This is a genomic window from Streptomyces sp. NPDC017676 (assembly GCF_044329325.1).
GTDB lineage: Bacteria > Actinomycetota > Actinomycetes > Streptomycetales > Streptomycetaceae > Streptomyces.
Genome location: NZ_JBIRJA010000003.1, coordinates 460,450 through 476,148, shown reverse-complemented (window position 1 = coordinate 476,148; position 15,699 = coordinate 460,450). Strand labels below are relative to the sequence as shown.

Annotated in this window: 23 protein-coding genes; 14 read left to right on the top strand and 9 right to left on the bottom strand. The window is 71.2% G+C overall.

Features of this window, described 5'->3' with window-relative positions; genetic code table 11:
- Window positions 1–100 precede the first annotated feature (100 nt).
- Complete coding sequence (locus ACH4LD_RS09855) at window positions 101–880, bottom strand: winged-helix domain-containing protein (RefSeq protein ID WP_398055629.1); 780 nt, start codon at window positions 878–880, stop codon at window positions 101–103.
- 180 nt (window positions 881–1,060) lie between these two features.
- Here ACH4LD_RS09855 and ACH4LD_RS09850 point away from each other — a divergent pair, with 180 nt between their 5' ends.
- The 4 genes from ACH4LD_RS09850 to ACH4LD_RS09835 all read left to right on the top strand — a co-directional run bounded on the left by ACH4LD_RS09850 (window position 1,061) and on the right by ACH4LD_RS09835 (window position 4,907).
- Complete coding sequence (locus ACH4LD_RS09850; protein WP_398055628.1) at window positions 1,061–1,909, top strand: alpha/beta hydrolase; 849 nt, start codon at window positions 1,061–1,063, stop codon at window positions 1,907–1,909.
- Between the two features lie 56 nt (window positions 1,910–1,965).
- Complete coding sequence (locus ACH4LD_RS09845; protein ID WP_030653626.1) at window positions 1,966–2,220, top strand: MoaD/ThiS family protein; 255 nt, start codon at window positions 1,966–1,968, stop codon at window positions 2,218–2,220.
- 2 nt (window positions 2,221–2,222) lie between these two features.
- Window positions 2,223–3,650 (top strand): hypothetical protein, encoded by a 1,428-nt coding sequence (locus ACH4LD_RS09840; RefSeq protein WP_398055627.1) that lies wholly within the window; start codon window positions 2,223–2,225, stop codon window positions 3,648–3,650.
- Window positions 3,651–3,725: 75 nt separating this feature from the next.
- Window positions 3,726–4,907: a serine hydrolase domain-containing protein gene (locus ACH4LD_RS09835; RefSeq protein ID WP_398055626.1), complete on the top strand. Its 1,182-nt coding sequence runs from the start codon at window positions 3,726–3,728 to the stop codon at window positions 4,905–4,907.
- 34 nt (window positions 4,908–4,941) lie between these two features.
- Here ACH4LD_RS09835 and ACH4LD_RS09830 read toward each other — a convergent pair whose 3' ends face one another.
- From ACH4LD_RS09830 to ACH4LD_RS09815, 4 genes are all read right to left on the bottom strand, one after another.
- Window positions 4,942–5,907 (bottom strand): folate-binding protein YgfZ, encoded by a 966-nt coding sequence (locus ACH4LD_RS09830; protein ID WP_103809658.1) that lies wholly within the window; start codon window positions 5,905–5,907, stop codon window positions 4,942–4,944.
- A gap of 9 nt (window positions 5,908–5,916) precedes the next feature.
- Entirely contained in the window at window positions 5,917–6,354 is a 438-nt protein-coding gene (locus tag ACH4LD_RS09825) for a Fur family transcriptional regulator (RefSeq protein WP_030653614.1), read from the bottom strand.
- A 29-nt stretch (window positions 6,355–6,383) separates the two neighbouring features.
- A complete protein-coding gene (locus tag ACH4LD_RS09820) occupies window positions 6,384–6,593 on the bottom strand; it encodes a restriction endonuclease subunit S (RefSeq protein WP_398055625.1) in 210 nt (69 codons plus the stop codon).
- A 396-nt stretch (window positions 6,594–6,989) separates the two neighbouring features.
- Window positions 6,990–7,565 carry an FABP family protein gene (locus tag ACH4LD_RS09815; RefSeq protein WP_132785466.1) on the bottom strand — a complete coding sequence of 192 codons (576 nt, stop codon included), beginning with the start codon at window positions 7,563–7,565 and terminating at the stop codon, window positions 6,990–6,992.
- A 235-nt stretch (window positions 7,566–7,800) separates the two neighbouring features.
- Between ACH4LD_RS09815 and ACH4LD_RS09810 the strand changes: the two genes are divergently transcribed.
- Window positions 7,801–8,163 (top strand): DsrE family protein, encoded by a 363-nt coding sequence (locus tag ACH4LD_RS09810; protein WP_103809664.1) that lies wholly within the window; start codon window positions 7,801–7,803, stop codon window positions 8,161–8,163.
- Between the two features lie 36 nt (window positions 8,164–8,199).
- On the opposite strand, the gene ACH4LD_RS09805 is transcribed toward ACH4LD_RS09810, so the two are convergent.
- Window positions 8,200–8,463: a DUF3099 domain-containing protein gene (locus ACH4LD_RS09805; protein ID WP_103809665.1), complete on the bottom strand. Its 264-nt coding sequence runs from the start codon at window positions 8,461–8,463 to the stop codon at window positions 8,200–8,202.
- Between the two features lie 145 nt (window positions 8,464–8,608).
- Here ACH4LD_RS09805 and ACH4LD_RS09800 point away from each other — a divergent pair, with 145 nt between their 5' ends.
- The 4 genes from ACH4LD_RS09800 (at window position 8,609) to ACH4LD_RS09785 (ending at window position 11,027) form a co-directional block, all read left to right on the top strand.
- Window positions 8,609–9,346: a DUF2993 domain-containing protein gene (locus ACH4LD_RS09800; RefSeq protein WP_398055624.1), complete on the top strand. Its 738-nt coding sequence runs from the start codon at window positions 8,609–8,611 to the stop codon at window positions 9,344–9,346.
- A 297-nt stretch (window positions 9,347–9,643) separates the two neighbouring features.
- The gene (locus tag ACH4LD_RS09795; protein ID WP_350751515.1) at window positions 9,644–9,724 is read left to right on the top strand and encodes an Ms5788A family Cys-rich leader peptide; all 81 of its coding nucleotides are present in this window, start codon (window positions 9,644–9,646) and stop codon (window positions 9,722–9,724) included.
- Between the two features lie 123 nt (window positions 9,725–9,847).
- Window positions 9,848–10,693, top strand: coding sequence for a sulfurtransferase (locus tag ACH4LD_RS09790; protein ID WP_398055623.1), 846 nt, complete (start codon window positions 9,848–9,850; stop codon window positions 10,691–10,693).
- A gap of 46 nt (window positions 10,694–10,739) precedes the next feature.
- The gene (locus tag ACH4LD_RS09785) at window positions 10,740–11,027 is read left to right on the top strand and encodes a DUF1416 domain-containing protein (RefSeq protein WP_043441578.1); all 288 of its coding nucleotides are present in this window, start codon (window positions 10,740–10,742) and stop codon (window positions 11,025–11,027) included.
- 101 nt (window positions 11,028–11,128) lie between these two features.
- Here ACH4LD_RS09785 and ACH4LD_RS09780 read toward each other — a convergent pair whose 3' ends face one another.
- Both ACH4LD_RS09780 and ACH4LD_RS09775 read right to left on the bottom strand, forming a co-directional pair.
- Entirely contained in the window at window positions 11,129–11,440 is a 312-nt protein-coding gene (locus ACH4LD_RS09780; RefSeq protein ID WP_398055622.1) for a hypothetical protein, read from the bottom strand.
- Window positions 11,437–11,838: a hypothetical protein gene (locus tag ACH4LD_RS09775; protein ID WP_398055621.1), complete on the bottom strand. Its 402-nt coding sequence runs from the start codon at window positions 11,836–11,838 to the stop codon at window positions 11,437–11,439. The genes ACH4LD_RS09780 and ACH4LD_RS09775 overlap by 4 nt, the downstream gene beginning before the upstream one ends.
- Window positions 11,839–12,002: 164 nt before the next feature.
- On the opposite strand from ACH4LD_RS09775, the gene ACH4LD_RS09770 reads away from it, so the two are divergent.
- From ACH4LD_RS09770 to ACH4LD_RS09760, 3 genes are read left to right on the top strand one after another with little or no spacing between them, the layout of a single operon-like run.
- Window positions 12,003–12,845: a helix-turn-helix domain-containing protein gene (locus ACH4LD_RS09770; protein WP_398055671.1), complete on the top strand. Its 843-nt coding sequence runs from the start codon at window positions 12,003–12,005 to the stop codon at window positions 12,843–12,845.
- Window positions 12,827–13,030 (top strand): DUF397 domain-containing protein, encoded by a 204-nt coding sequence (locus ACH4LD_RS09765; RefSeq protein ID WP_398055620.1) that lies wholly within the window; start codon window positions 12,827–12,829, stop codon window positions 13,028–13,030. The genes ACH4LD_RS09770 and ACH4LD_RS09765 overlap by 19 nt, the downstream gene beginning before the upstream one ends.
- 19 nt (window positions 13,031–13,049) lie before the next feature.
- A complete protein-coding gene (locus ACH4LD_RS09760; RefSeq protein ID WP_398055619.1) occupies window positions 13,050–13,247 on the top strand; it encodes a DUF397 domain-containing protein in 198 nt (65 codons plus the stop codon).
- Here the strand turns inward: ACH4LD_RS09760 and dtd are convergent.
- The gene (dtd, locus tag ACH4LD_RS09755) at window positions 13,244–13,669 is read right to left on the bottom strand and encodes a D-aminoacyl-tRNA deacylase (RefSeq protein WP_103810013.1); all 426 of its coding nucleotides are present in this window, start codon (window positions 13,667–13,669) and stop codon (window positions 13,244–13,246) included. The two genes, ACH4LD_RS09760 and dtd, sit on opposite strands and share 4 nt — an antisense overlap.
- A gap of 161 nt (window positions 13,670–13,830) precedes the next feature.
- On the opposite strand from dtd, the gene ACH4LD_RS09750 reads away from it, so the two are divergent.
- Complete coding sequence (locus tag ACH4LD_RS09750) at window positions 13,831–14,433, top strand: aerial mycelium formation protein (RefSeq protein ID WP_103809670.1); 603 nt, start codon at window positions 13,831–13,833, stop codon at window positions 14,431–14,433.
- Between the two features lie 341 nt (window positions 14,434–14,774).
- The gene (locus tag ACH4LD_RS09745) at window positions 14,775–15,689 is read left to right on the top strand and encodes a winged helix-turn-helix domain-containing protein (protein WP_398055618.1); all 915 of its coding nucleotides are present in this window, start codon (window positions 14,775–14,777) and stop codon (window positions 15,687–15,689) included.
- Window positions 15,690–15,699: the final 10 nt, after the last annotated feature.

Genomic DNA, 15,699 nt, shown 5'->3' with positions numbered 1-15,699 from the left:
TCTACGCGGATTGACCCGCCGTGGGCAGGGCGTATCACATGGCGGCTGTGCGAGGACGATGCCCCGCCAGGGCGCCGCTCATGCGTCCGCCGCGGGCCGGCTACGCCTCGGCGTGGACCTCGGCGCCGTCCAGGACGGCGGTCGCGTCCGCATCCTCCGGCTTTGCCCGGTCCGCCTTGGCCTTGGCCTCCTCGGCGGCCCGGTCGGTCTTCTCCGGCGTAACGAATCGATAACCGACGTTCCGGACGGTGCCGATCAGCGACTCGTGCTCCGGGCCGAGCTTGGCGCGCAGCCGCCGTACGTGCACGTCGACCGTGCGGGTGCCGCCGAAGTAGTCGTAGCCCCACACCTCCTGGAGGAGCTGGGCGCGCGTGAAGACGCGGCCCGGGTGCTGGGCGAGGTATTTGAGCAGCTCGAACTCCTTGAAGGTCAGGTCCAGGACCCGCCCCTTGAGCTTGGCGCTGTAGGTCGCCTCGTCCACCGAGAGATCGCCGTTGCGGATCTCCATCGGCGAGTCGTCGTTGACGATCTGCTGGCGGCCCATGGCGAGCCGCAGCCGCGCCTCGACCTCCGCCGGGCCGGCGGTGTCCAGCAGGACGTCGTCGATGCCCCAGTCGGCCGTGACGGCGGCGAGGCCGCCCTCGGTGACGACGAGGAGCAGCGGACAGCCGGGGCCGGTCGACCGCAGGAGCTGGCAGAGGCTGCGCACCTGGGGCAGATCGCGCCGGCCGTCGACGAGGATGACGTCGGCGCCCGGGGTGTCGACGAGGGCGGGCCCTTCCGCCGGGGCGACCCGCACGTTGTGCAGGAGCAGGCCGAGGGCCGGAAGCACCTCGGTCGACGGCTGGAGGGCGTTGGTCAGGAGCAGCAGAGAACTCATACGTCTGGTTCCTCCTCGGTCCCTGCGAGGACAGTGCGGACGGGTACTGCTCTGCGATCCCGAAGGCCCCGTACACCGGCGGTCACCCGAGGTTTCCCGCTCTGTATACAACGCTTCCGAAAGCACAAAAGGACCCGGGGGCTACGCTGCCCGAGTCCTCTGCCCAGCAGAATAGCCCACATGAGCAACCGTCCGGCAGGTCATGGGGCACGTTCCACCGTTCGTCCGAATTGCGAGACAGGCAGACAGGGCCCTATCAGGACGTTTCTGCGCACGGCCGACGGAATTCCGATCGATTCCGTATACGATCCGCCCCCGGCCGTATACGAAACCCTTCCGGACGCCTCCCGGCCGGCCTCCCGTGACCTGGTGTTCGTGATCGCGCACGGCTTCACCGGGGACGTGGACCGCCCGCACGTGCGCCGGGTGGCGGGCGTCCTGCGCGGCTACGGCGCCGTCGTCACCTTCTCCTTCCGCGGCCACGGCCGCTCCGGCGGGCGGTCCACGGTGGGCGACAAGGAGGTGCTGGACCTCGACGCCGCCGTGGAATGGGCCCGGGATCTCGGGCACGCGCGCGTGGTGACCGTGGGCTTCTCCATGGGCGGCTCGGTGGTCCTGCGGCACGCGGCGCTGCACGGCGGCACCGACGCCGTCGTCTCCGTCAGCGCACCGGCCCGCTGGTACTACCGGGGCACGGCTCCCATGCGCCGCCTGCACTGGCTGGTCACCCGCCCCGAGGGCCGCCTGGTCGGCCGCTACGGCCTGCGCACGCGCATCCACCACCGGGACTGGGACCCGGTCCCGCTCTCCCCGGTGCAGGCGGTCCCGGAGATCGCCCCGACGCCGCTCCTCATCGTCCACGGCGACCGTGACGGCTACTTCCCGCTCGACCACCCCCGGATGCTCGCCGAGGCGGCCGGCGAGCACGGCGACCTCTGGGTCGAACCGGGCATGGGCCACGCGGAGAACGCGGCGGACGACGCCCTGATGGCCCGGATCGGGGACTGGTCGGTGACGGCGGCGGGCTAGCCTGACCCACACTGTCTTTAGTCTTTTTCTGTCCCTGCCGTCGATTGAGGATTCAGATGCCCAAGGTCACGGTGCGCTACTGGGCCGCCGCCAAGGCCGCGGCCCAGGTCGCCGAGGAGCCGTACGAGGCGGACACGCTGGCCGACGCGCTGGCCGCCGTGCGTACGCGGCACCCCGGCGAACTCACCCGCGTGCTGCAGCGATGCTCCTTCCTCGTCGACGGCGACCCTGTCGGGACCCGCGCGCATGAGACGGTACGGCTGGCCGAGGGCGGCACGGTCGAGGTGCTCCCGCCGTTCGCAGGAGGGTGAGGATGACCAACCAGCCGTATCAGGGCGGCCCCTACGAGGGCTACGACCCCTACCAGCAGCAGTGGCCCGCGCAGGAGCCGCAGCACGGGCAGCCCGGCCACGACCCGGAACTCACCCAGCAGTGGCAGGGCCAGACCTGGGAGACGCAGACGCACGCGCCGGTGCAGGCGGCGGAGACGGCGTACCTGCCGCGGCAGGAGCAGCAGCAGGGCGGGTACCAGCCGGCGGGGTATCCGCAGCCGGGATACCAGCAGCCCTCTTACCAGGAACCGCAGTACCAGCAGCCGCATCAGCCCCAGCAGCCCTCACAGCCCCAGCAGCAGCAGTACGCGGAGCCGTACGCCGAGCCGTACGCGGGTACGTATGGCGGGGCGCACGCGGGGGCGCACGGTGGGGCGCCCGCACGTCCGTACGGCGGAGCGCACGCGGGTCCGTATGGCGGGGCGCCCGCAGGGACGCACACCGGAGCGCCCGCAGGGACGCACACGGGGGCGCCCGCGGGTACGTACGGCGGGGCGCACGCGGGGGCGGGAACGTACGCGCCCGCACCTGATCCCGAACCGGCACCCGCACCCGCGCCCGCGCCGGCCCCCGCGGCGGCCGCGCCCGCGTCCCCGGACGACCCGGAGTCCGGGCCCGCCTACGGCCCCGCCACCCTCGCCGGCAACGCGCGGATCACCGACGCCCAGCGGGCCCGCCTGGAGGGCCGTTCGCCGATCATCGAGCCCGGCATGCAGCCGGCGCTGCTCACCGCCGTACTGGGCCTGCTCCTCGCCGCGGCGGCCCCCGTCGCCTCGTACGCCCTGGCCGCCCCGCTGGTGGTGCTCCAGGCGGTGACGGCCGCGGGCTGGTTCCGGCTGAACGGCATGTGGCCCGCCCGGCAGGGCATCGCGCTGGCCTTCGCGGGCGCGCTGACCTCCGACGTGGCGGTCCTCGCGGCCGGCCGCGACGACGCCCTGGTGGCCATCCTCGGCCCGCTCGGCCTCTGGGTGCTGCTCTCCCTCGTCCTCCAGCTCCGCTCGCACGCCTCGCCGGACGAGCGGATGTACGGCCTGATGGCGACGGTCGCCTCGGCGGCGCTCGCGGTCCTGGCCACCGGGTACCTGGCCGTCGACCCGCACGCGGTCTCGGTCGGCGCCGCGGCCGTCGCGGTGGCCGTGCCGGCCCGCGCCCTGCCCCTGCCGACCCCGGCGTCGGTCGTGGTCGCGCTGCTGGCGGCGGCGGGCGCGGGCATCGCCGTGGGCGGCATGACGGGCTTCGGCACGAAGGGGGCGCTGCTGGGCGCCGCCGCCGGGGTGTGCGCCCTGATCGGCCACCGGGTGGCCAGCTACGACTACCCGTCCCGCTTCGTCCACTTCACGGCCGGGGTGGCCCTGCCGCTGTCGGCGGCGGCACCGGTGGTGTGGGTCCTGGGGCGCGCCCTGGGCTGAGGCCGGGGGCGGGCCAGGGTTGCTTCGGGGGCATCCCCGATGTCCCGGCGCGCGGTCGGGAGAAAGATCGTTCACATGACTTCTCTCTCCCGACGCGCCTTCACCGGCATGGGCGCGGCCGCCGCCCTGACGCTGGCCACCGCGGGCCTCGCGGCTCCGGCGACGGCCGCGCCGTTCGCGGGCGACCCCACCGCCCCGGACTCAACCGCCCCGGACCCCACGCCTTTGGACCCCGCCGCCTTACGCGCCGCGATCGGCGATCTCTCGCATCCGGAGGCGACCGCCTCCCAGCTTCTGGTGGAGCGGCGGGGCACCCGTTGGTACGGCACCGCGGGCACGGCCGACCCGGCGAGCGGCCGGCCCGTCCGGGCGGACGACCGCTTCCGCGCGGGCAGCGTGACGAAGGCCTTCGTGGCCACGGTCGTGCTGCAACTCTGGGCGGAAGGCCGGGTGGACCTCGACACCCCGATCACGAACTGCCTTCCCGGCCTCGCCCTGCCCTCCCGCTTCGACCGCGTCAAGGTGGCGCACCTGCTCCAGCACACCAGCGGACTGCCCGACCACCGGGGCCTGCCGGACCTCGGCACACCGGAGGCGGTCCTGCGGCACCGCTCCGACCACTGGACAGCGCCGGCCCTGGTCGCCACGGTGACGCAGGACCGCCTCAAGTTCCCTCCCGGCCACGCGCAGGAGTACCGGGGGATCAACTACGTGTTCCTCGCCCTCCTGATCGAGGAACTGGCAGGGCGCCCCTACGGCGAGGTGATCGCCTCCCGGATCCTGCGTCCCCTGGGACTGGCCGGCACACGGATACCGGGCGACGATCCCCGCCTGCACGGCCCGCACGTCCACGGCTTCCTGCGCATGACGGACGGCGGCCTGCGCGACGTCACGGTCTACGACCAGTCCGCCGCCTGGGGCGAGGGCGAACTGGTCTCCACCGCGGACGACCTCTTCCGGTTCCAGGAGGCCCTGTTCAGCGGGGTGCTCCTGCCGGGGCGGGCCCTGCGGAAGATGGTCACCCTGCCCGCCGTGCCCATGCTGGACGGCACCCCGGCCCGCTACGGCATGGGCCTGCAGGCGGCCACGGTGAACGGCACGACGTTCTGGGGGAAGACCGGCGAGACCTACGGCTACCGCACCCGTGTGTTCGCCACGCTCGACCTGTCGACCCGCTTCGTGCTGTCCTACACGCCGACCGCGCTGAACGCGGGGGCGGACATGATCAACCGGGTGGTCGGCGTGCTCACCACCTGAGCCCCGCGGGGCTACGGCCTCACCCCGCGCGGGGCTACGGCTCGACCACGACCTCCTGGGCCGCCGCCGTCTCCCCGGCCAGCAGGCGCGCGTCGACCGGGACGTTCCGCTTCACCAGTGCCAGCGCGACCGGCCCCAGCTCGTGGTGCCGTGCCGACGTCGTCACGAAACCGATCTTGCGGCCCTCCGGGCCCTCGTCCGCGACGCGGATCTCCGTGCCGGGGACCGGGAGGTGGACGTCGCTGCCGTCGAGGTGCAGGAAGACCAGCCGACGCGGCGGCTTGCCCAGGTTCTGCACCCGGGCGACGGTCTCCTGACCCCGGTAGCAGCCCTTCTGGAGGTGCACGGCCGAGCCGATCCAGCCCAGCTCGTGCGGGATGGTGCGGTGGTCGGTCTCGAAGCCGAGCCGGGGCCGGTGCTGCTCGACGCGCAGCGCCTCGTAGGCGAGGAGGCCGGCGGCGGGGCCGTGGGAGGCGGCGAACTCCTCCAGGCCGGCCCGGGGCAGGAAGACGTCACGGCCGTACGGGGTCTCGCGTACGACGGCCCCGTCCGGGACGTCGGCGATCGAACCGGCGGGCAGGTGCACCACGGCGATGTCGGCGGTGCGGTCGGCGACCTCCACCCGGTAGAAGAACTTCATCGACTCCAGGTACGCGATCAGTGCGTCCTGGGTGCCGGGCTCCACATGGGCCCAGACGGTCGTGCCGTCGTCCACCAGGTACAGCGCGTGCTCGATGTGCCCGTGCGCGGAGAGGATCAGGGCCTCGGTGGCCTCTCCCACGGGCAGTTCGCTGACGTGCTGGGTGAGCAGAAGGTGCAGCCAGCTCAGCCGGTCCTCGCCGCTGACGGTGACGACACCGCGGTGCGAGAGATCGACGAAACCGGTGCCGTCGGCGAGGGCGCGCTGTTCGCGGAACAGGTCGCCGTAGTGGGCGGCGACACCTTCGTCCACACCCTCGGCGGGGACGGCGCCGGGCAGGGACAGCAGGGGGCTCTTCATACCGCAAGCCTACGACGTGGTACTTGAACCCTTCAGGGAACAGTCCTGGCACCGGCCGAAGATCGCGAAGTGCTTCATGTCGGTGTCGAAACCGAACTGCCGGCGCAGCTTGTCCGTGAACTCCGCGGCCACGTCCACGTCGGCCTCGATGACGTTGTCGCAGTCCCGGCACACCAGGTGCAGATGGTGGTGGCGGTCGGCGAGGTGGTAGGTCGGGGCACCGTGCCCGAGGTGGGCGTGGCTGACCAGGCCCAGTTCCTCCAGCAGCTCCAGCGTGCGGTAGACGGTGGAAATGTTGACCCCCGACGCCGTCTTCCTCACTTCCACGAGGATGTCGTCGGGGGTCGCGTGCTCAAGGGTGTCCACGGCTTCCAGGACAAGCTGCCGCTGCGGCGTCAGCCGGTAGCCGCGCTGCCTGAGGTCGCTCTTCCAGTCGGTGCTCACCACGGCGTCCAGTGTAGGAGGGCCGACGACCGTCAAGGAGCCGAAGAGCCCGTGGGCAGGTCGCCCGGCATCAAGAGGTCACAGAGGGCCTCACGCAGATCCACGGTCACTCGGATGATCTCCTCGTGTGCTCTGATCTTCTCGTCGATCACGTGGAGGGCGGCCCCGATCTCCCTCTGCTGGTCGAGGGGAGGCAGCGGCACCGGCAGGTCATGGAGCGTGCGCACGGTGATGGACCGCATGCCGGTGGTGCCGACCGCTCGCCGCTCCAGCCACTCACCGACTCCCCGACGCGAGAGGTGAGCGACTCATGCGCGGTGCCCAGGCCTTCACGGACCGCGCTCGCGAGGATCCGGGCACACTGTGGCCCGGGAACACGTTTCGGCACAGGAACGGACACACCGCGATACGTTGGGTGATGAACGCCTTGGGCCCGCCTCTGCTCAGCACGCCACCCAGGGCACGGCATTCAGCCCCCGGCCGCCTTTTGGGGCAGCCGGGGGTTTCCGCGCAACCGCAGTGCACCGCGCATCGAAAGTGTCGACCCCTCGACCGGCATGTGCCCGAGGAGCCGGAAACAGCACAGGGCCCCGGCGCGGCGCGCGGGGCCCTGTGGAAGACCTGAAACAGGCGACGGCCTACTTGAAGAAGGCGATGCCGTCGTCCGGGAGGTCGTCGGGGAGGGCCTTCGCCCAGCGTTCGACGTCCTCGGGGGTGACGACCTTCTTGAGCTGGGCCGACATGTAGGGGCGCAGCGGGACCTCGGGGGTCTGCTTCTCGCCGACCCACATCAGGTCGCTCTTGACGTAGCCGTAGAGTCGCTTGCCGCCGCTGTACGGCCGCGCGTCGGCGGTGCGGGCGACGGCGTCCGTCACCAGGTCGATCTGCGGCTTCTTGTCGGCCATCTCGCCGTACCAGATCTCGACCACGCCGTCGTCGCGGGTCATCGTGACCTCGACCTTGCGGTCGGGGCGGATCCGCCAGAAGCCGGACTCGGACTCCAGGGGGCGGACCTTGTTGCCGTCCTGGTCGAGCACCCAGGTGCGGGAGCGGTACTCCAGGAAGTCCCGGCCGTCGTGGGTGAAGCTGACCTCCTGCCCGAAGTTGCACTTCTCAGAGCCGGGGAAGTCATGCACGCCCGCGCCGGCCCAGTTGCCGAGCAGGAAGGCGAGCGGGACGAGGTCCTTGTGCAGGTCGGACGGGATCTCGATCATGAGCGGAGGCTTTCGTGGGTGTGGATCAGCGCTGGCCCTGGAACAGCTTCTTCACGGTCAGACCGGCGAAGGCGAGCACGCCGACGCAGACCAGGACCAGCAGGACTTCGAAGAATGCTTCCACGGGTGCTCCTTGAGCGAGGGTGAGCGGACGACAGAGCCGCAGCCCAGCTTACGCGGCCTGGCCGGGGCGCTCCTTGTGAGGGGCGGCCCCGCCGAGGGCTACGCTTCCGGCATGGCGAAGAAGCTCGTGATCAAGGTGACGGCCGGGGCGGACGCCCCCGAGCGGTGCTCGCAGGCGTTCACGGTGGCCGCGGTGGCCGTGGCCAGCGGGGTCGAGGTCTCGCTGTGGCTGACCGGGGAGTCGTCCTGGTTCGCGCTGCCGGGCCGGGCCGCCGAGTTCGAGCTGCCGCACGCCGCGCCGCTGCCCGATCTGCTGGAGTCGGTCCTCGCCGCGGGAAGCGTCACGCTGTGCACGCAGTGCGCCGCCCGCCGGGAGATCACGGAGAAGGACGTCATCGAGGGCGTACGGATCGCGGGCGCGCAGGTCTTCGTTCAGGAGGCGCTGGGGGACGAGACGCAGGCGCTCGTCTACTGAGCCCAGCGGCGGCCGGCCGCGGCCTCGCCGACGTCTCTAGGGCCGCGGGCGCTTCTTGCCGTCCAGCTCGTCCCACCACTCGTCGGACTGCGGGTCGCCCGAGGGGTCGTCCCACCAGCGGTCCTCCGGGCCACGGCGGTTGGCGATCATCGCGGCGACCGGCGGGATGACCATGGCCACCACGCACATCCCGACGGCAGCCGGCACCGACCAGATGCGGATGACCCCCCAGGCCAGGACGAAGAGGCCGATGCAGGTCCCCATCATGGCGAAGTAGACGTGCCGACGCCGGGCGTACATACGTCCACTGTAGGTCCGGCGGGGCCTGTCACAACTGATCCACAAAATCCCTGCGACAGGGCCCGGCGGGGTTACCGTGGCGTATCCGTACCGGATTTCCGTACCGGTCTCACGAACACCGCCGCCGACCCGGGGGAACCACCACATGCGCGCCCTGCGAATACTGCTGATCATCGTCGTGATCCTGGGCGGACTCTTCGTGGTCGTGGACCGGGTCGCCGTGCACTTCGCCGAGGGCGAGGCCGCGGACAAGCTGAAGGCGACCGAGAACCTGTCCTCGACCCCGAGCGTGGACATCAAGGGCTTCCCGTTCCTCACGCAGGTCGCGGGCGGTTCGCTCGACGACGTCGAGGTCGGCATCAAGGACTACGAGGCGGCCACCGGCAAGCCCGGCCAGACCATCCGGATCGACGACCTGAAGGCCGACATGAAGGGCGTCGAGTTCTCCGGCGACTACAGCTCGGCCACCGCGTCCACCGCGACCGGCACGGCGTCGATCTCCTACGCCGAGCTGCTGAAGACGGCCAAGTCCGAGCCGACCGAGGTGGCCCCCGGCGTGACGGCCCGGGTCGTCGGCCTCTCCGACGGCGGCAACGGGAAGATCAAGGTCGCGGTGGAGGGGACCGTCTCGTCCCTCGGGATCAAGCAGACGGTGTCCGTGCTCAGCTCGGTGGCCGTGGTGAACAACAAGGTCGAGGTGCACGCGGACTCCCTGCCGCAGCTGGGCGCCGCCGCGATCGCCGAGGACCGCATCCGCGAGATCACCGACTTCCAGCAGGTCATCGACCAGCTTCCCGGCGGCATCAAGCTGGACAAGGTGGAGGCCGCGCCGAAGGGCGTGCAGATCAGCGTGAAGGGTTCGGACGTCAAGCTGGCGGGGTAGGGGGTCGGACGCCGGCGGCAACGAGCGCCGGCGGCAACGAGCGCCGGCGGCAACGAGCGCCGGCGGGAGCGGACGCGGACGGAGCGGACGCCGGTGGACCGGGGACGGGACCGGACCCGGACCTGTCCGGCTGGCGAGACGATCATGTCCGTAGCGCAGATGCGATGACCGGAGCGAGCGCCCGGGAGCCGTCGGACGGCTCCCGGGCGCCGTGCATGTACCGCCATTCGGACGATCCCATCTCGCCATGTGACACACCGGTGACACGCCCGCCCGGACGTCCCTACGATCGATCCCATGAAGCGACAGGCGGATCTCACGAAGCGGCGGGCAGTGGACCTGTGCCGCGTTGCCGCCATGCTCTGTCGCCCCTTCTGAGCGGAAGCCCCGGCTCCCGCGTCTCACCCGCCCTGCTGCCAGGGCATCCGTGCGCCGCTCGGCACCGAGCGCGCCCCTCTCTACTCGCACGCCCCGCCGCGACTGCCCCGGAGGAGAAAGAGCATGAGCCGCAGCGACGTCCTGGTCGACGCCGACTGGCTCCAGGAGCACCTGGACGACCCGACCATCGCGATCGTCGAGGTGGACGAGGACACGTCCGCCTACGACAAGAACCACATCAAGAACGCGATCCGCATCGACTGGACCAAGGACCTCCAGGACCCGGTCCGCCGTGACTTCATCGACCAGGAGGGCTTCGAGAAGCTCCTGTCGGAGAAGGGCATCGCCAACGACCACACGGTGATCCTCTACGGCGGCAACAACAACTGGTTCGCGTCGTACGCCTACTGGTACTTCAAGCTGTACGGCCACGAGAACGTCAAGCTCCTCGACGGCGGCCGGAAGAAGTGGGAGCTGGACGCGCGCGAGCTGGTCGCCGGCGACGAGGTCCCCGAGCGCCCGAAGACCGACTACAAGGCCAAGGCGCAGGACACCTCGATCCGCGCCTTCCGCGACGACGTCGTGGCGGCCATCGGCTCGCAGAACCTCGTCGACGTCCGTTCGCCCGACGAGTTCTCCGGCAAGCTGCTCGCCCCGGCGCACCTGCCGCAGGAGCAGTCGCAGCGCCCGGGCCACGTGCCGACCGCGAAGAACATCCCGTGGTCGAAGAACGCCAACGACGACGGCACCTTCAAGTCGGACGAGGAGCTCAAGGAGCTCTACACCGAGGAGAACGTGGACCTCGCCAAGGACACGATCGCCTACTGCCGCATCGGTGAGCGCTCGGCCCTGACCTGGTTCGTGCTGCACGAGCTGCTCGGCGTGGAGAACGTCAAGAACTACGACGGCTCCTGGACCGAGTACGGCTCCCTCGTCGGCGTGCCGATCGAGCTCGGCGCCAACAAGTAACTTCGACCGACCTTCTGGTCAGACCGAGACCCCTCTGGAGAAATGCATGTGTGGAGCGAAGGCCGGCGGCCCGGACGCCTCGACGATCAAGCCCGGTGAGACCACGATCCAGGGCCAGGTGACCCGCGACGGCGAGCCGGTGGTCGGATACGTCCGACTGCTCGACTCGACCGGCGAGTTCACCGCGGAGGTGCCCACCTCCGCGACCGGCCAGTTCCGCTTCTACGCGGCCGAGGGCACGTGGACGCTGCGGGCGCTGGTGCCGGGTGCGACCGCCGACCGCACGGTCGTCGCCCAGAAGGGCGGACTGGCCGAGGTCGCCATCGCGGTCTGAGCGACCTCGCCCGTGCGCGGGCTCAGTGACGGCTGAGGGCCGCATCCCCTGGGTTGGACGCCAGTGGGGGGTGCGGCCCTTGGGCTGTTCCAGGGGTTCCGTCAGCAGCGCCGGACGGCCGCGAGCCCGATCGCCGCGAGCAGCGCGCCGACGCAGAGCGCGGCGAGGAAGCCGCTGACGGCCGCGCCCTCGGGCGGGCGGCGCCGGGGACGGCGCAGGGGGCGGGGCGGGGAACCCGAGGCGGGAGCAGGGCCGGTGGGGCCGGGCACAGCACGCACCCCGGGATGGAACGCGGGATGGAACGGCGGGAGCGCGTAGGCCGGCGGGGTCGTGCTCCGGTCCCGCGGCGCCGGGTCCTCCCGCTGCCGCCGCTTGCACTCCTCGTACGGCAGACCGCCCCACCCGTCCGTCATGCGCGGTGCTCCGTCCGCCGGTGCTGGCGCAGCAGCACGTTCGCGTCGGTCTCGGCACTGCGGTCGTACGCCACCCGTGCCGCCTCCCGCCGCTCCGCCAGTTCCAGGCAGGCGGCACAGCCGGGGACGGGGCGCGGCGGGCGGCCGGCGTCGTCGAGCGGCGGGGGCAGTGCCGGAAGGCTCCTGGCGCGCTGGTTGGCGGCCCGCACGCCCGCCCCGAGCCGCTCCCGGTCCGTGGCCGGACGCACCGTCTCCGGATCCGCCTGCCACTCCACCCCGCCGCCGACGGGGCGCAGCATCACGTAGGGGCCGGCCCGGTCCCGGTACTCGCCGACCCTGCCGGTGGCGGGGTCGTAGAGAAGACGTCCCGGCTCGTGGGACTCCGACGTCGTCATCACGGCTGCTCCTTTCCGAGAACCCGCGTGCGCAGCGCGAAGCGGCAGCTACGCTGCGTGTTCAGGCGGTGTCCAAGAGCATGGCGCACGGAAACGGCGTCCGGGCTGCTGAGCGGGCCAAATTCAACGCCGGGCCCGTCAAATTCAACAAATTCAACAGGAGCGCGATGCCACAGCGGTTGGTGGTCACGGGACGGAGTCAGGAACCGAGGGCACGGTTCAGCGAGGAGTTACGGCGCCTGAGGAGTGAACGCGGGCTGAGCCTGCGGGACTTGGCGAAGGAGGTCGGCTGGGACGCCTCCCAGTTCAGCAAGATGGAGAGCGGACAGACGCTGGGCGGCCCCGAGGCCGTACAGGCGCTGGACCAGTTCTATGGAACGCCGGGGCTGCTGGTCACGCTGTGGGAGCTGGCGGTCATGGATCCCGCACAGTTCAAGGAGCAGTACCGGGGCTACATGGAGCTGGAGACCGAGGCCATCAGCCTGTGGCACTACGGAGGCGGCACCCTTCACGGCTTGCTTCAGACTCCGCAGTACGCACGAGAGCTGCTCGCCGCGGGCGGCATCAGGGGTCGAGAACTCGAACGTCAGGTGGAGGCGCGCATCGGACGACGCCAGGTGCTGGAGGGGGAGGAAGCGCCGCCGTTCCGCGCTCTCCTCTCCGAAGGCGCTCTGCGGGCCTCATTGAGGCACCCGCGTGAGTGGAGGGATCAGTTGGCGCATCTGGCGGAGGTGTTGGAGCGCCCGAATATCACCCTCTACGTGTTGCCATTCGGTACCGGACTGCACGGCCTGATGGACACCGCCGTGACCTTCCTGCGGTTGCCGGACGGTCGTACGGTTGCCTACGTGGAGAACGATGTGCGCGGCGAACTGATCGACGACATCAGCATGGTTGAGGGCTTGCAGCGCCGATATGATGCGATCCGCGACCTAGTTCTGGGCCCGGTCGAGTCGCGCAAGTTCATCTTGCAGATGTTGGAGGAAGTGCCGTGCGAGCCGTCGACCTGAGCAGCGTGACGTGGCGCAAGAGCAGTTACAGCAACTCGGACGGTGGCGCCTGCATAGAGGTCTCCGGTGACGTTCCCTCCGTCGTCCCCGTCCGGGACAGCAAGGCCCCCGCCCGTGGAACCCTCCTTTTCCGGGCCAGGGCCTGGACGGCGTTCGTGGACGGGGTCAAGCGCCAATCGGCCTGATGTGAAGGGCGCGGGTGCCGTGCGAGCCATCGACCTGAACAAGCTGACGTGGCGCAAGAGCAGCTACAGCAACTCGGACGGCGGCAACTGCGTCGAAGTCGCCGACAACCTCCCCCTCGTCCCCGTCCGCGACAGCAAGGCCCCCGCCCGCGAACCCCTCGTCTTCGGGCCGGAGGCCTGGACGGCGTTCGTGGGCGGGGTCAAGGGGGACCGCTAGATCTCCAGCAGCACGGTGAAGGGGCCGTCGTTCGTCAGGGACACCCTCATCTGCGCGCCGAAGCGGCCCGTCGCCACCGTCGCGCCCAGGGCGCGGAGCTGGGCCACCACCTCGTCGACCAGGGGCTCGGCGACGTCGCCGGGAGCCGCCGCGTTCCAGGTGGGGCGGCGGCCCTTGCGGGCGTCGCCGTAGAGGGTGAACTGGCTGATCACCAGGAGCGGGGCGGCGATGTCGCTGCACGACTTCTCGTCGTGCAGCATCCGGATCGTCCACAGCTTGCGGGCGAGCTGCGCCGCCTTCTCCTTGGTGTCCTCATGGGTCACCCCGACGAGGACGCACAGCCCCTCGCCCTCGATCGCGCCGACCGTCTCGCCGTCCACGACGACGCTCGCGCCGTCCACCCTCTGCACCACCGCACGCATGCGGACCATCATGCCCGGTGTCCCGCACTAGCCCGCACGGGGTCCACTATGGATCTCTTACCGCCCATCTGGGGATGTTCGGGGGCTCTCGGTCACATTGCGGCTGGTTGGGGTGGCACGATGCTTCCCACACGCCGGTCGAGGGGACGGTCACACGCAAGATGAGCACACCGAGTACCAGCGGGCGGCTGGGGACACAGGGGACGTACCGGCCGCCCGCCCAGCGCGCCGACGGCACCACGGGCCCGGCGCTGCCCGCCGAGCCTCCCGAGCACGACCTGGCGCGGCTGAGCCTGCCCGAGCTGCGGACCCTGCGCCGCGACGCCCAGCGCGACGAGGCGGACCTCAGCTATGTGCGGCGGCTGCTCCAGGGGCGGATCGACATCCTGCGCGCGGAGCTGGGCCGGCGCGGCCGGGCGTCCGTGCCGGCGCCGGCGGACGGCTCCGTGGTCGACCGGCTCCCGGAGATCCTGAAGGACGCCCCGGCCCGGCAGCGCTCCTCGGCCCGCCATGTCACGCTCGGCACCCCGCACAACGAGGAGTACGGGCAGCTGGCCGCCGAGATGCTCGCCGAGGTCGAGCTGTCGGACCTGACGGCACGTACGGACCTGGAACTGAGCGCGGCCATGGGGCGGTTGGTCCGCTACGAGCAGGAGGTCTCGCGGCGCCGCCAGCGGTTGCAGCGTACGGCCGACGACTGCAGCGGGGAGATCGCCCGCCGGTACCGGGTGGGCGAGGCCCAGGTGGACGATCTGCTGATGTGACCGGCTGAGCGCAGACGAAAGGGCGCCGCCTCGTTCGAGGTCGGCGCCCTGTCTGCTGTGGTTCCCTTCGCGTGCTGGTCATCCGTAGCGAGCTGTTCAGTTGTGGCTGTGCGATGTCGGTATTCAGATGTCGCTGTTCAGTTGTGACTGTGCGCTCCGGTGGCCGTCCCCTGTCCGGGCTCCCGGCTCCCCTCCGGAAGGGAACCCGAGCGGCCAACCACTGGGAAGTTCGACCATGTACTACAAGTTGGTTGCCAACTTCACTTTACTTATGTCCGCTGGAATGCGGCTTATAACCAGCTGCCGGGGAACTGCCGTAAGTTGGCGGGAAGTTGTAGTGTTTGTTCGTGGACCCGGAGCACGCCTCCTCCAGTGGGCGGACGAGGCCCCAGCGGCACCGCTCGTCCCACCGCGAGATCGCCGACGAACTGCGCAGCCGGATCAGGTCCGGTGTGCTGCGGCCGGGCGAGCGCATGCCCACGCAGGCCAAGCTGGCCGACGAGTTCGGGGTCGAACGCGGCGCGGTGCGGCAGGCCCTGCGCATCCTTCAGTCGGAGCATCTGCTCACCGGCGTTTCCAAGGGCAGCCCGGCCACCGTGGCGGCGGTCCCGGGGCCGGCGCGCCCCCCGGCGGGCCCCGCCGCGCCGCCGCAGCCCACCATGGTCGGCCTCGCGCCGCGCGTCGCCGCCGCCTTCGCCGCCCCGCACGTGCGGATCGACGCCCTCTGCCTGACCTCCGTCTCGCTCACCCTGGCGATCGGCGAGCCGCTGCGACAGATCCACGCGGGACGGCTGAAACCGGCCAAGATCGACGTGCGGCTGCTGCTGCCCAGCCGTCACATCGACCTGGCCTTCCCGACGCCGGTGGACGCCGACGACGGCGGTCTGCTGCACCGGCGGTGGCTGGCCCAGCGCAACGCCCAGGGCCTGGTCCTGCGGCAGAACCTGCTGGCGCTGTGCACCACGCACGGGGTCGACGTCCAGGTCTCCTTCCGGGCGCTGCCGTTCACCCCGCCGGTGAAGCTCTACCTGCTGGGCGACTCCGAGGCGCTGTTCGCGTACTACACGCTGGGGCGCCGGGAGCGGGAGATCGAGCACGAGCACGTGGAGCTTTACGACGCCGACGGCACCCGGTCCATGCTGTTCGCCTTCGAGCGGCGGGCCGGGCAGCGGGACGCGGCGTTCGTGGAGCAGTCGCGCCTGTGGTTCGAGGCGCTGTGGGAGACGATCAGTTCGGATCTGGTGCTGACGCCCTAGGCCGGCGGGC

Excerpts from the sequence above, each read along its gene's own strand:
- ACH4LD_RS09855 (WP_398055629.1), bottom strand. The coding sequence starts at position 880 with ATGAGTTCTCTGCTGCTCCTGACCAACGCCCTCCAGCCGTCGACCGAG.
- ACH4LD_RS09800 (WP_398055624.1), top strand. The coding sequence starts at position 8,609 with ATGCGCGCCCTGCGAATACTGCTGATCATCGTCGTGATCCTGGGCGGA.
- ACH4LD_RS09850 (WP_398055628.1), top strand. The coding sequence starts at position 1,061 with ATGAGCAACCGTCCGGCAGGTCATGGGGCACGTTCCACCGTTCGTCCG.
- ACH4LD_RS09820 (WP_398055625.1), bottom strand. The coding sequence starts at position 6,593 with ATGCGGTCCATCACCGTGCGCACGCTCCATGACCTGCCGGTGCCGCTG.
- ACH4LD_RS09770 (WP_398055671.1), top strand. The coding sequence starts at position 12,003 with ATGCCACAGCGGTTGGTGGTCACGGGACGGAGTCAGGAACCGAGGGCA.
- ACH4LD_RS09845 (WP_030653626.1), top strand. The coding sequence starts at position 1,966 with ATGCCCAAGGTCACGGTGCGCTACTGGGCCGCCGCCAAGGCCGCGGCC.
- ACH4LD_RS09750 (WP_103809670.1), top strand. The coding sequence starts at position 13,831 with ATGAGCACACCGAGTACCAGCGGGCGGCTGGGGACACAGGGGACGTAC.
- ACH4LD_RS09790 (WP_398055623.1), top strand. The coding sequence starts at position 9,848 with ATGAGCCGCAGCGACGTCCTGGTCGACGCCGACTGGCTCCAGGAGCAC.
- ACH4LD_RS09835 (WP_398055626.1), top strand. The coding sequence starts at position 3,726 with ATGACTTCTCTCTCCCGACGCGCCTTCACCGGCATGGGCGCGGCCGCC.
- ACH4LD_RS09785 (WP_043441578.1), top strand. The coding sequence starts at position 10,740 with ATGTGTGGAGCGAAGGCCGGCGGCCCGGACGCCTCGACGATCAAGCCC.
- dtd (WP_103810013.1), bottom strand. The coding sequence starts at position 13,669 with ATGCGTGCGGTGGTGCAGAGGGTGGACGGCGCGAGCGTCGTCGTGGAC.
- ACH4LD_RS09795 (WP_350751515.1), top strand. The coding sequence starts at position 9,644 with ATGAAGCGACAGGCGGATCTCACGAAGCGGCGGGCAGTGGACCTGTGC.
- ACH4LD_RS09780 (WP_398055622.1), bottom strand. The coding sequence starts at position 11,440 with ATGACGGACGGGTGGGGCGGTCTGCCGTACGAGGAGTGCAAGCGGCGG.
- ACH4LD_RS09805 (WP_103809665.1), bottom strand. The coding sequence starts at position 8,463 with ATGTACGCCCGGCGTCGGCACGTCTACTTCGCCATGATGGGGACCTGC.
- ACH4LD_RS09840 (WP_398055627.1), top strand. The coding sequence starts at position 2,223 with ATGACCAACCAGCCGTATCAGGGCGGCCCCTACGAGGGCTACGACCCC.
- ACH4LD_RS09810 (WP_103809664.1), top strand. The coding sequence starts at position 7,801 with ATGGCGAAGAAGCTCGTGATCAAGGTGACGGCCGGGGCGGACGCCCCC.
- ACH4LD_RS09830 (WP_103809658.1), bottom strand. The coding sequence starts at position 5,907 with ATGAAGAGCCCCCTGCTGTCCCTGCCCGGCGCCGTCCCCGCCGAGGGT.
- ACH4LD_RS09815 (WP_132785466.1), bottom strand. The coding sequence starts at position 7,565 with ATGATCGAGATCCCGTCCGACCTGCACAAGGACCTCGTCCCGCTCGCC.